General features: G+C 32.1%; 13 protein-coding genes. All 13 read right to left on the bottom strand.

The annotated features are described in order from the left end of the window. Nucleotides 1-71: 71 nt before the first annotated feature. Entirely contained in the window at nucleotides 72-1,100 is a 1,029-nt protein-coding gene (locus tag SKA34_RS07380; protein WP_006644881.1) for a hypothetical protein, read from the bottom strand. 45 nt (nucleotides 1,101-1,145) lie between these two features. Further along, nucleotides 1,146-1,388, bottom strand: coding sequence for a hypothetical protein (locus SKA34_RS23900; protein ID WP_369750673.1), 243 nt, complete (start codon nucleotides 1,386-1,388; stop codon nucleotides 1,146-1,148). Between the two features lie 718 nt (nucleotides 1,389-2,106). Beyond that, nucleotides 2,107-3,135: a hypothetical protein gene (locus SKA34_RS07375; RefSeq protein WP_006644880.1), complete on the bottom strand. Its 1,029-nt coding sequence runs from the start codon at nucleotides 3,133-3,135 to the stop codon at nucleotides 2,107-2,109. A gap of 959 nt (nucleotides 3,136-4,094) precedes the next feature. Beyond that, complete coding sequence (locus SKA34_RS07370; RefSeq protein ID WP_006644879.1) at nucleotides 4,095-5,123, bottom strand: hypothetical protein; 1,029 nt, start codon at nucleotides 5,121-5,123, stop codon at nucleotides 4,095-4,097. A gap of 46 nt (nucleotides 5,124-5,169) precedes the next feature. Further along, on the bottom strand, nucleotides 5,170-5,871 hold the full coding sequence (locus SKA34_RS07365) for a fimbria/pilus periplasmic chaperone (protein WP_006644878.1): 702 nt from the start codon (nucleotides 5,869-5,871) through the stop codon (nucleotides 5,170-5,172). Between the two features lie 22 nt (nucleotides 5,872-5,893). Continuing rightward, a complete protein-coding gene (locus tag SKA34_RS07360; protein ID WP_006644877.1) occupies nucleotides 5,894-6,400 on the bottom strand; it encodes a fimbrial protein in 507 nt (168 codons plus the stop codon). Nucleotides 6,401-6,429: 29 nt separating this feature from the next. Next, on the bottom strand, nucleotides 6,430-7,056 hold the full coding sequence (locus tag SKA34_RS07355; protein ID WP_198138472.1) for a fimbria/pilus periplasmic chaperone: 627 nt from the start codon (nucleotides 7,054-7,056) through the stop codon (nucleotides 6,430-6,432). Nucleotides 7,057-7,144: 88 nt separating this feature from the next. Further along, nucleotides 7,145-9,523, bottom strand: coding sequence for a fimbria/pilus outer membrane usher protein (locus SKA34_RS07350; RefSeq protein ID WP_006644875.1), 2,379 nt, complete (start codon nucleotides 9,521-9,523; stop codon nucleotides 7,145-7,147). Between the two features lie 200 nt (nucleotides 9,524-9,723). After that, a complete protein-coding gene (locus tag SKA34_RS07345; protein WP_006644874.1) occupies nucleotides 9,724-10,329 on the bottom strand; it encodes a fimbrial protein in 606 nt (201 codons plus the stop codon). 557 nt (nucleotides 10,330-10,886) lie between these two features. Further along, a complete protein-coding gene (locus SKA34_RS07340; protein WP_006644873.1) occupies nucleotides 10,887-11,927 on the bottom strand; it encodes a hypothetical protein in 1,041 nt (346 codons plus the stop codon). Further along, nucleotides 11,887-13,131, bottom strand: a complete 1,245-nt coding sequence (locus tag SKA34_RS07335; protein WP_157044458.1) for an Ig-like domain-containing protein — start codon at nucleotides 13,129-13,131, stop codon at nucleotides 11,887-11,889. Before SKA34_RS07335 ends, SKA34_RS07340 begins: the two co-directional genes overlap by 41 nt. Before the next feature lie 21 nt (nucleotides 13,132-13,152). Continuing rightward, complete coding sequence (locus SKA34_RS07330) at nucleotides 13,153-13,833, bottom strand: Ig-like domain-containing protein (RefSeq protein ID WP_006644871.1); 681 nt, start codon at nucleotides 13,831-13,833, stop codon at nucleotides 13,153-13,155. Beyond that, nucleotides 13,830-14,158: IS3 family transposase (locus SKA34_RS07325; RefSeq protein ID WP_006644870.1), on the bottom strand; the 329-nt coding region annotated here is incomplete at its 5' end. The genes SKA34_RS07325 and SKA34_RS07330, both read right to left, overlap by 4 nt.

Here is a 14,158-nt window from a genome sequence, read left to right as displayed (position 1 = left end):
CTGGCTTTTTAATGAAAAGAAAAGAATCTTATTAAATATACTTAATATTCATATATATTTAGATCAATCATTTAAAAATAATCAATCCTTACATTATATGATCGAGTAAACACACCAAACTGAGCAGCAGTATTATCATGAGGATCAAATTCATTAATTTGACTAGGTATAACTTGATATTCTAAGTTATTTAACTCAAATATATTATCATATACTTGACCTAAATTAATACGAAGATTATTCGGTCTAAATAAGAATACATTTGCAGCCCGGTCGTTAACGTTAGCAGGTGTGTTATCCTCAATACGATAGGTTGCTAACATTGTATTTTCATCATTTGATGAGCCAACATGAACAGCAGTCCCAACTTCATTATTTTCAGAAATACAAGTTAAATCAAGATCCAAGGGAGTTCTAGGTCCATCGATGCCTGGTGTAATATCGCCAACATTAATATCTACAGCAGCGTTATTAGCTCCAAAGGTACAGGTATTTTGTATAATATGCACAGTGATTCTATCAGGAGTACCCACATTAATAGCTCTAGGAGCATTATTTCTTTGCACTCGATGATTAATAGAAAACCTTACTTGTTGAATGGTAACATTAGGTGGTACAACTATACGTACCCGATTTACTCTTGTTCGAAAGTTAACTCGCCAAGCATTACCCAAAGTTTGAGTATTATTTCTAAGATGAAATCCTATACGCTGAGTCTCTCCTCCACAATATCTCCATCTCGAAATACCAGATAAATTAGGAGCAGGAAACCCTTGAGGAAGATCGTTACCGCCAAGATCACAATTCCAAATTCGTCCATTACCATTAAATAATAATCTAAATGTTGAATCAGTACCCACCATATTTAGAGTTATATTATTTATTGTTTGTGATCGTGCGAATTCACTAGAAGTGCCGACTCGTTCATGGGCCCAAAAATATTGACCATTAATCAACTGATTATTAAGAGCAAATCCATCAAGAGTAACTGGAAGTACAACGTCTCTACCTGGATTTACATAAACATCAATATCATTAGCATATACATTAAAAGTACTGGTAATAATTAGGAATAGCATGATTCCTTTAATTTTAAGCATTCTGACAACCTAACATATATTATAATTAAAACGTTTAATTAGCGTTTAATATCCTAATTTCCCTTGTAAATGACTGACTTTCAAGTAATCATAAATAGTATCAAATTCAAATTTCGAGATTGAAGTTACATCATTATTTTTAAATATTACTGAGCTTTCAGGCGACAAAAAACCTAACTGATGTTTCATATCAATGCTTAGTTTTACTCTTATTTTTAAAGCTAGAGTTATTCTACTTTTATTAGACTTATCGACTCGTGGTACCTCCTGTAAATTAAGCCTGTACAGTGATTCATTTATAATAGATGGTTATTTCTGCGTATTTAGTACCCAAACAATTGGTTTATCAACTTTGTTAAACTTGAAAAGTAAGGCATAGGGATAAAGTTAACTTTTTTATCGTCATTCTCTATCTTAATTTCAACGTTTTATCGGCTTCTTTTACAATATATCTTGTTGCATTTAATTGTAATACCGCTAGAGTACTACTACTATAAAATCATAAATACATAAATACATAAATACATAAATACATAAATACATAGGCAGTCATTATTGAAAATAATTTAATTGCCCCTCCTTATTTATATAAATAAAACTTATTAATTCCAGATATAATATAATTAAGAGAGATTTCATTAATTAATACAGTTTAAATATTTTGATATAGAACATTAAACCATCAATTAATTAAACTAAGTTTATAGTAAACCTTATAAATAATAAAGGAAAAATTAGGAATAAAAGAAAAAATTAACATGAAAATCATTTTAATTACGGTTGATTTAATCAAATTTTAGTTTGGTATCATTGTGTATTTTTTCATTAGACTATAAAAGATAAAAATCCTTTTATTCATTAATGAATCACACGCAACAACTACAGTCTATACTAGAATAAAAATAGGATTTAAACCTATAAAAAACATTTATTTAATACATATAAAAGGCTTAATCTATGTAAATATAGCTTAAGCCTATTTAAACTAATTCTATTTTAAAAATAATCAATAATAATCAATTATTACATTAAATGATCGAGTAAACGCACCGAACTGAGCAGCTGTATTATCATGAGGATTAAATTCAACAATTGGACTAGGTATAACTTGATATTCAAAGTTATTTAATTCAAATATATTATCATATACTTGACCTAAATGAATACGAACATTATTCGGTCTAAATAAGAATACATTTGCAGCTTGCTCGTTAACATTAGCAGTTGAATTTTCTTCAATACGATAGTTTGCTAACAACGTATTTTCATCATTTGAAGATACAGTATCAATAGCAGTCCCTACTTCATTATTTTCAGAAATACAAGTTAAATCAGTATTTAATGGCACTCTAGGTCCATTGATGCCAGGTGTAATATCGCCAACATTAATATCTATAGCAGCGTTATTAGTTCCAAAGGTACAGGTATTTTGTATAATATGCACAATGATTCTATCAGGCGTACCAAAACTAGAAGGAGACGACGCATTATTTGCCTGCACTCGATGATTAATAGAAAACCTTACTTGTTGAGAGGTAACATTAGGTGGTACAACTATACGTACCCGATTTACTCTTGTTCGAAAGTTAACTCGCCAAGCATTACCCAAAGTTTGAGTTTGATCTATAAGACCAAATCCCATACGCTGAGTACCTCCTCCACAATATCTCCATTCCGAAATACCAGATAAATTAGGAGAAGGAAATCCTACAGGAAGACCGTTACTGCCAAGATCACAATTCCAAGTTCGTCCATTACCATTAAATAATAATCTAAATGTTGAATCAGTACCCACCATACTAAGAGTTATATTATTTAATGTTTGTGATCTTGCGTATTCACTAGCAGTGCCGACTCGTTCATTCGCCCAAAAATAATGACCATTAACCAACTGATTATTTAGAGCAAATCCGTCAAGAGTAACTGGAAGTACAACGTCCCGACCTGGATTTACATAAACATTAATATCATTAGCATATATATTAAAAGTACTGGTAATAATTAGTAATAGCATGATTACTTTAATTTTAAGCATTCTGACCACCTAACATATATTCTATAATTAAAATGACTGACTTTCCCGTAATCATAAATAGTATTAAATTCAAATTTCGAGATTGAGGTTACATCATTATCTTTAATAAACACTGAGCTTTCAGGTGAAAAAAACACCGAACCGATGTTTCATATCAATGCTTAGTTTTACTCTTGTTTTAAAGCTAGTGTTATTCTACTTTTATTAGACTTATCGACTAGTGGTACCTCCTATAAATTAAGCCTGTACAGTGAATCATTTATAATAGATGGTGATTTCTGTGTATTTAGTACCCAAACAATTTTTTTTTTACCTTTGTTAAATTTGAAAAGTATGGCATAGGGATAAAGTTAACTTTTTTATCGTCATTCTCTATCTTAATTTCAACGTTTTATCGACTTCTTTTACAATATATCTTGTTGTATTTAATTGTAATACAGCTAGAGCACTACTACTCTAAAAATCATAAATGCATAGGCAGTCATTATTAAAAATAAGTCAATTCCCCCTCCCTATTTATATAAATAAAACTTATTAATTCCATATATAATTTAGGGAAGAGAGATTTCATTAATTAATACAGTTTAAATATTTTGATATAGAACATTAAATCATCAATTAATGAAACTAAGTTTATAGTAAACCTTTTACATAATAAAGGAAAAATTAGGAATAAAAGAAAAAATTAGCATTAAAATCATTTTCATTACGGTTGATTTAATAAAATTTTTACTTTGGTGTCATTGTGTATTTTTCTCATTAGACTATAAAAGATAAAAATCCTTTTATTCATTAGTGAATAATGAATCACACACAATAACTACACTCTATACTAGAATAAAAATAGGATTTAAACCTATACAGAATATTTATTTAATACATATGAAAAAGCTTAAGCTATGTAAATATAGCTTAAGCCTTTTTTAAAATAATTCTATTTTAAAAATAATCAATAATAATCAATAATAATCAATTATTACATTAAATGATCGAGTAAACGCACCGAACTGAGCTGCTGTATTATCATGAGGATTAAATTCATTAATTTGACTAGGTATAACTTGATATTGCAAGTTATTTAATTCAAATATATTATCATATACTTGAGCTAAATTAATACGAACATTATTCGGTCTAAATAAGAATACATTTGCAGCTAGCTCGTTAACATTAGCAGTTGAATTTTCTTCAATACGATAGTTTGCTAACAATGTATTTTCATTATTTGAAGATACAGTATCAATGCCAGTACCTACTTCATTATTTTCAGAAATACAAGTTAAATCAAGATTTAATGGAGTTCTAGGTCCATCGATGCCTGGTGTAAATTCGCCATCATCAATATTTATATCAGCGTTATTAGCTCCGAAGGTACAGGTATTTTGTATAATATGTACTGTGATCGTATCAGCAGTACCGATATTAATAACGCCACCACCATTTACATGACGTCGATGAGAAATAGTAAATGTTTCTTGTTGAGTTGTCACGTTGTCAGGCACTTCTATACGTACAAAATTAACCCTAGTATCATAATTAACAACATAATCCCCGTCCATAGCATCATTAATATGAAACCCTAAACGCTGAATACGGCCACATTCCCTCCAACCTTCATGTAAATTATTTTGTAAACCAAATCCTGGGAACAAGGCTGGAGTGGCGCCACCGCTACCTCTACGATAGTTACAATTCCATACCACTGCATTACCATTATGAATTAAAGTAAATTCTGATTCGGCACCATCTATTCTAAGAGTTATATTACCTCTTGTTTCTGACCTTGAGTATTCCGAACCCGTGCCGACTCGTTCATGAGCCCAAAAGTATTCACTATTAACGGTTATATTATTACTAGTAATTCCATCAAGAGTAACTGGAAGTACAACGTCTCTACCTGGATTTACAAAAACATCAATATCATTCGCATATACATTAAAACTCCTGGTAACAATTAGGAACAACATGATTCCTTTAAATTTAATCATTCTGATAACCTAATATATTTCTATAATTTAAATGTTTAATTAGTATTTAATATCCTAATTTCCCTTGAAAATGGCTGACTGTACCGTAATCATTTATAGCATCAAATTCAAATTTTGAGATTGAAGTTACATCATTATTTTTAATAAATACTGAGCTTTTAGGTGGAAAAACACCTAACTGCTGTTTCATATCATTGTTTAACTTTACTTCTTTACCATTCAATTTAACGCTAACTACTGCTAGATAAAAAGGTGTCGGATTCGTAATTTTAATACTTTCGTTCGATTTAAAAATTGTTAATAATTTTTCAGCATTAGCCCTTTTATCTAAAAGAGTTTTAGGTCTATAAATTAGTTTTACTCTTGTTTTTAAAGCTAGGGTTATTCTACTTTTTTTAGACTTATCGACTGGTGGTATCTCTTGTAAATTAAGCCAGTACAGTGATTCATTTTTAATAGATGGCGATTTCTGCGTGTTTAGTATACGAACAATTTGTGTCTCACCTTTGTTAAATTTAAAAAAGTTAGGCATAGGGATAAAGTTAACTTTTTTATCTTTTTCATCTTCATTTTCTATCCAAATTTGAGCCGCGTATGTTTTATCTGCTATATTCTCTATCTTTATTTCGATGCTTTTATCGCCTTCATTTACAATATATCTTGTTGCATTTAATTGTAATGCAGCTAGAGCACTATTACTGTAAAAAAGTATAAATAACCCAATTTTTAAAATATGTTTAAATTCCATAAAAAACCTACGAAAAAAGCGATTAATAATAAGTTAAAGTAATTCTTAACTTGCTTGTAAACTCTCCAGGATTTAAATCTTTATAACTACCGTCACCTATATAAATTAGTATAGCTGTAACATCATGAATATATTGTTTTTCATTACCGATATCAATAGAGTAGTTTTGATCAAATGCCAAGTTACTGCCTTCAACTAAGAGTTTAATACCAAGTTCTTCATTATTTGTAGAAAGTATTCCATTAGAGCTTCCTAATGTATCAATAGGGTTATATTTGATATTAATTCCAGCAATGATTTCAGGCATCTCACAATCAATCACAACTGGCACTGTTTCTGTTATAATACCCGTTATTACCTGTCCAGTATCAACAGTTTCAAAATCAACGGTTTCATCATTATTATCATTAACAGTACAACCTGGACTAATAATATTACCACTAATATTTACAGTTACTTCAGCAGTATGTGCCATTGCGTAATTAGATGATAAAAGTAATACCGCAAAAGCAATTTTATTCACACTCATATAAATACCATTAAATTAGCCTTTCGTAATTACCCATTGATAATGTATTCTCTACTACTACCAAAATCATCGAGAGCATAAATTGTAATTTTTGAGCTAGGTTTAATCTTTACTTCAGAGAGAATCACTGAACTTTTTGGAGAAAACAATCCTAGTTTATTATCAACTGATTGATTAAACTTAATCAATTTTCCATCAACTTTTACTTTACTAATCGCAAAGTAATAAGGTGTTGGATTAATTAACTGATAACTATGATTCACTCTTTCTATTTTTATTTCTTTTTCTGCAGCCAAACGACTTTTTTGTAATGATGATGGCCTATATATCAACTTCACTCTCGTTTGAAGCGCTACTTGCATAAAGCTATCAGGTGCATTTTTTGGGCGTGGTGGCATCTCAAGAACATTAATAAAAAAGAGTGACTCTTGATCTTTTCTTATATCATTCCCAATGTTTTTTAGCCTTATAATCTGTCGACCATTTTTTACTATTTTAAACATTGAAGGAAGCACAATAAAATTAACACTCTTCGTATTTACTTTATGCAGGTTATCTATCCATACTTGGCCACCATAGTTAACATCAGTATCATTACTAATATTTAGGGTTATATCACCTTGTCCTTCATTATAAATATAGCGAGTTTTGTTCATTTTAAGTCCAGCATATACACTGTTAGAAAGTAGCATACAGCTTACTAAACAAAATGATATTAAGTAGTTTTTCATTAAAACCTCAACACTATTGGCAATATATATCTTTAACTTCATTAAGATCTGGCTTAATTTTCGAAATATCCACTTTACAAATATGATCATTTGTCTTGATATTTAGGTGATGTGAAGGTGAATCAAGCGTTGCCATTAACACCCCTTGTGTTGCAATAAAACCAACATAAACATTATCGTCCGTTGTTACCTGTGATCCTAATGGTAATTCTTTTCCATTCTTATCAAACACACGAAGTAAGTATCTCTGAACTTTCTTATAATCAAATTTACGAACAATTATTGCCTTATCCGTCGGTATTATATTATAAGACGTTTTATTTAATTCAATATCATTAGGTATATCTTTACTATTTAAATTAATACGATTCTGTGTATAAGTTGAAAGCGGAATAATAATATTTCCAAAGTTATCAGCTTTACGACCATTAACTTTAGCTTTATCTATCCCTTTTGTATTTACAATTGCTATAGTTTTCGAGCGACGGCTTGAATAAGCAATACCAACTCCTTCGGCAGCAGCAACAGAACCCGAGATAGATCCGCCAACAGACGTTGAGTTATTACTCGTTGAAGCATTGAAACCGATAGCAACTGGATCTAAGTTAGCATTTGTACTAAAAGACGCAGAACGTTCAGATTTCGAAGCACTTGCACTTACAGAGTGAGAGATATTATCACTGCTGTTGAATGACGTATTTGCAATAACGGTAGTCCCTGATGTTTTGGAATAAGTCAGTGATGAATTGGTGAATATATCTCGTTCTTTATAAGATAATGGAATACTTAAACTCAGAGTTGTTGAATAATCCTCACCAAAAGATTCAGACGATGTTATTGAACCACTAATACCTGCAGATAGACCATTATCAAATGCTGTTGAAAATGAGATGTTACCACCATATTCACTAGCAATTATACCTCGATAGTTACTGTACCAACCGGATGCAGAAAGATAAGAATTATCAAAACTATGCGTCAGAATTGTCTCAAATCGATTTCTTAATGACTCACTGCCATACTCATCATAAGAATCAGGATCAAAGCCGTTGAAATCAACATAACCGGCACTGTGATATTCATACGCTACAAATTGAACGTGTGTACGTTCTGTAATATCTTTTACATACCGTAAACTTGTGTTGATCCCTTCTAGACTTCTTTTTTGACTTTTATCCGTTTTGTTATATTGGCTTCTTGAGCCATTGACATTAACAGAAATTGCACCGAAATAACTTAAAGGAACTCCTGCTCCTATACCTAAGCTTTGGTACTTATCATGTAAAACCACAGCTGTATTTAGCGTTGCATACCTAAATCCACGATCTAAGGAAGCAAATACAAATGGATTTTTAATATAGTTATCAAAATCACCTTTACGACCCGTTGCTATATTATAATCGTAGTCACCTTCAGCAATCAGGTTTGGTAACGTTGACATTGGATATATTGTTTTAGTAATTTTTCCAGTGTCACTTTCTACCTCCACAACAATATCTTTACTTCCAATAGGATTAATATTACTAAATGAGTAATGACCTGCAGGGATATCACGAGAAAGTAATATATATTCCCCTTGCTTAATGGTAATTGTTGAACTGGAATCAGCAAATCCATCGATAATGGGTGCATAACCTCTCGCATTATGAGGTTCCATTGAGCGATCAGAGTATAATGTTAAGCCGACAAAACTAAAATCATTGAGTACAGATGATCGGGTATATGTTTTACCAATAGAGAAAGCGCTTTTTATTGATTTTATTGCTGTTGACACAAGATATTCTGAAGATCTTATGCCTGTTTTATTAGTACCACTCGCCTGTGTTGTAAATACCCAGCGATCATAGTTCATCTGTAAATCAAAATTCACAAATGCTGAAGATGTATCTTTACTATGCTCTCGATAATAGTGATGACTTGCATTTGCATTGTAATTTAGAATAAAACCATTAGCACCATAGTCCCAGCTATATTCATTATCTTCTAATAAAATAAGTTGTGGTAATTGAAGCGATAAAGATTGCGTAGAAAAATCAAATATAGCAGAAGCTTTCGGTATTTTTTCTAAGTTATAGCAATGATCTGTTGGATTAAAAGCATCGATCATTTTTTCATAATTAATAGGTAGATCTAACGTTTCTAATAAAGTTAATGGCAGACAAATAGATTCTTTATCATCTTCCTTTATAACTAAAACATGACGACCATAACTTTTATTATTTAGATAAAAATCAACCAAATATTTTCCAGGTACATTGCTGCTTGTATAGTCTAAAAAATCTGATCTTACATTTTCACCACCATGCATAAATGAAGTATCAAACTCAGTTTGTGCCAAGCACAAAGAAGAGTTTATAACAGCTAAAATAGTAATCATATTTTTTATATGCATGCGTATCTCCATCGCATTTCAATCACGAATTAAATCCATTTCAATTTATAATCATTGTTCTCTAATAAATTAATAGAGTTCTTGTGATATTATGCTTACTGTAATGTTCACATATAAATCATTAATAACATAATTATTAATAATATGATTAATATTAAAAGAAGTAGTTGAGAAGCACTTATAAAGTACTTCTCAATTTTTTAACGGTAACCGACAATAAATTTAGCTTGCGATTTTACGTTACCAGCTGTCACATCTGTTGCTGTACTCGCATCAGCAGAGGATTGTACCATCTGTGCTTTAAATTGATATCTTGTAGGTGTATGAGTACCATCAGTACCTGGAGCTATCTTCTCAAAATGAACACGTGAATCAGTTGATGTAATTTGAGTGCCATCGTCTCCCTTCATTAACCTTACGGCAACTTTTTGTGCTTTTGTTGCATCTGGCGCTAAATTAGCCAAATTATTATCAGCATCAAATCCATTAACTGGTACCCAAAGAACTGTCACATCATGAGCTGCAGTAAAACATTCAGAACCATCATCTTTTTTTGCTGAAACTATATCGAAAACGACTTCTTCGGCATTACCAGCTTTTACTTCATCAACAGTAGCTGACTTTAAATTAACAACGTTAGAAGCATTCGTTGTACCGTCACTATCTTGAATTACAAAAGTACATGTTGCTTTCGTTACCTCTCCTTGAAATACAACATCACCTGTATTTGCCAGAGCAGATACTGAAAATAAAACAGTAGATAGTAAAATAGTAGAAGCTAATGTAGTCTTTTTATCCATTTTCATATTATATCCTTATTAATTTTCGTTGCTCAAAGACATATTTAAAGGTATTACCTTTAAATACTTTATTTTTCACTTTAAATTTATTTTCAATAAATAAATACTTAACACAAAAGCATTTAATTAACACCAAAGCATTTAATTAACACCAAAGCATTTAATTAACATTAGAGTAATTACTTTAGTTAAAGTGAATAGGCAAGTTCCTTACATATTGTAATGATTTAATTATAACAATTGCCTATCACAAATCAACCAAACATACGCTTAATGAATAATTAATTATTGTAATATGATATTATGCTCAATAACTTTGCAATCATGTAATTAACAACACAATCAATAGTGCAGAATTAATATTTTATTTTTCTATATACCCCCTTACTCTAATTATATTTAGTTAATTCACTTGAAAAAATAATTATTAAGTTTTCATTTTTCACGTTTCATTAAAATAAAAATTAAATTCTTACCATTATTTAATATATAGGAATAAAAATATTAATTTTTTATTGATGAACCAATGACATTAATGGGCATTGTCACTATGTAGGCTGATTTCAATATGATTCATCAATTGATGTTTCTCTAAGTGAAAACGAATTAGGATCTGGCATAAACTCTGAAGAAACAGTACTTGTATCACCACCAAAATAATCTTGTCCCCAGCTGACTACTTCTCCTTTATTTTTTAGTGCAGCAAAAGCAAATAGTGTTGCTTGAATACCAATAACGCCAGACTTTAAACGAGATACTAAAGTAGCATCTTCTGTAGGTTCGGTTACACCGTCAGTCGATGCAATTAAACCTCCACCATGATTGTCTCCCCACACCACGACAGATCCGTCACTTTTAATTGCGGCAAAGGCTGCCTGATTACCTACAATAACTTTTACGTCTGAAACTAATTCAGAACTCACAGTACTTGAGTCTCCACCTGCGTTTGTATTTCCCCAAGTGACGACTGAACCATCATTTTTAATTGCGGCAAATGCGTCTTTTGTACTAGAGATTGCTTTAATATCAGTTAATTTTACAGCTGTATTATTTTTACCACCTCTGCTTTCATCACCCCAAACAACAACGGTTCCATCTTGTTTTAAGGCTGCAAAAGCATTTGACGTGGAAAATATATCAACAACACCAGAAGCTAAATGACTCTCAAGCCCACGAATATCTCCACCCTTATCTGCTTCACCCCATACCTGCACCGAGCCATCATTCATGATTGCAGCATATGCATAGTTAGTTGTATGAACGGATACAATATCATCACCGCTAAATGGAGATCCCGTTGCTGAGGTAAAAGTAAGTTCTTGAGGTGACGTCTCTCCACCGTTCCAAGTGAAGATTTTCCCCGCTGAAGTCACGGCGGTAAAACCAGGACGTCTTTTCCAAATTGAGTCCTGCTTTCCTGAATCAAAAACTTTTACAACATCATTAAGTTTAAATATTATCGGGTTTGCAGAAACACCCCAAGATACAAGATCACCACCTTTTAGTGCAGCAAAAGCATGTGAGGCAGCAAAAATAACTTCAATACCTTCAGGGACTTCTTTTTCAATGACTTTGGTATAACTTTCCTCCCAAATCAGGGTCATACCATGTATAAACTTTACCAAATGGCGTGTCACCGTAGTCAGTAATATAATCAGAAAAATCCAGTCCTGTTACACAGGCAAATGCCTTATGTGACGCGACACAATCTTTAATATAATAAAGCTTTTGAGTACCGAAATTGGGTTCATATTTCCCCATATCACCACCATACTTTTTATATCCCCATGCTTTGACAGGAGATCCCCCAAAGGCATCAGCATCATATTCAGGTACATAAACATAAGCCATTGTCGTTGCAACGAGATTGTATCCAGCTCCTGGCCTTGGCATATAATGGTCTATAGCGCCAAGTGTCTCAGCTCCCCAACCGATAAAGTCTGATGAAGGAATATAAGGATCTAAAGAAGGGCTTTTAGCCGCTATGAATGAATAGTGATTACTATGGATCTGATTGACAGTCGCTATAGAATAAATTGAATACTCAGAACTAGATTTTTGTCCATATTCATCAACTCCAACAACCTCTAGTTTAACTGCGTGATTTATATCTTCAGGTTGTAATGTATAAGATTCATCAGTCCCGACAACTTTTCCATTAATGATCCATTGATATTCGTAACTCTCACAATTTCTTTCACAATATGTATAAGATGTTAGTTCGGCACCGGGTTCATAAGTCGCGCCCTCTAAGTCAATACCTATAAATGCTAATGTTGGCTTTTCAGGTGGTACCACATTAACGATTATATTGCCTTTTTGTTTTTTATTCGGGTTATTTGGATCAGCCATAATATAAGATAAAATATCTTGTCCGTACTGATTCTCAGACGGACTGTAGGTAAATTCACTTCCGTTAATTGAAACTGTACCTAACTTTTCGTTTATAATTTCTTGGATCTTATTTATGGATGAACCATCACCCAAAGAAAATGTTTTTGATTCACCCGCATCAACATAAAGAATAATATCTTTTGTTACAGGAGCAGGTAGAGAGAGATCGATAACAACTTTTCCTTTGAATGTCTGGCCCGTATCATTATTTGTCATTGTATAAAATATAATATCTTCACCTGATTTTCCGGCGATAGATTTATAGGTAAAATTACTACCAGCAAAACTAATTGTGCCTAATTTCTCACCATATATTGTATCTATTGAAATATTGGATGGACCTAAATTCAACGAGATTGTTTTCTCTGTTCCCGCAACCATAGAAACAAAATAGTCTTTTGTAATTGGTACCAAAGGTTCAGAGTTATCATTGTCTTAATTTTCAGTTATAACGTTAATTGTAATCGTACCTGATACAACCTTCCCGTTACTATCTGTCGTAACATATGAAAGTATGTCTTCACCATTAGCATTACTATTGGGTGTATATGTAAATTGATTCCCATTCGTAGATATATGACCTAGCGATCCCCCAACTAATGAATCAATAACAGTACCATTACTTCCAAGACTAAATGATTGAGTTGCAGACGACCCCATATAAATAATGAGATCTCGCGTATGCACTTCAATTATATCAGGCGTGATTGGTGAGCTAGAAGAAGGCTCATTAGTTATTTTGATATAGCCTGTCGTAGACGATGTGCCATCAAAAACATTGTAAGGTATAACCTGCTCACCAATAAATCCATTAGGGGTATAAGTTAAATTATGATTCGATAATTCATATTTACTAGGACTTTTAATTTTAAATTTTTGTCCAATACTAACAATTAAATTTTCTTTTTTTGTATCAGGATCTGAAAATAAGTTATTAAGATTTACTTTTATAGTTCTCTGATTAAAAGCAATAATTTCATAATCTTTAGTAATTGGTGGTAAAATCTCAGAAGTATCATTGCCATTGTTAGAAGAATTTTCCTGATCCAGAAAACCATCATCTTCGCCACCACACGCTGTTAACAATATAACTAAAGGTATACATGTAGTGGTCAACTAAAATTGGCCACGGTTTTAGAGTTTTCCCAATATAATCGTTCTGATTCGTTGGGAGTTAGGCCGCCATTATATTGATGCGGCCTGAGTTGACAGTAATACCCGATAATGTAGCGGATGATCTCTTGTTGAGCTTCAGCAAAACTACGATAACCCACTGTTGGCACCCATTCGGTCTTCAAGCTTCTAAAGAAACGCTCCATTGGTGCATTATCCCAGCAATTTCCTCGGCGAGATAAACTCTGTTTTATCTTAAAACGCCACAGTAATTGACGGTACTTTCGACTTGTATAGTGGCTACCTTGATCGCTGTGGAACATGACGC

The sequence above is a fragment of the Photobacterium sp. SKA34 genome, assembly GCF_000153325.1.
GTDB lineage: Bacteria > Pseudomonadota > Gammaproteobacteria > Enterobacterales > Vibrionaceae > Photobacterium.
The sequence above is the reverse complement of the archived record's forward strand: the minus strand, read 5'-3'. Positions and strand labels throughout refer to the sequence as shown.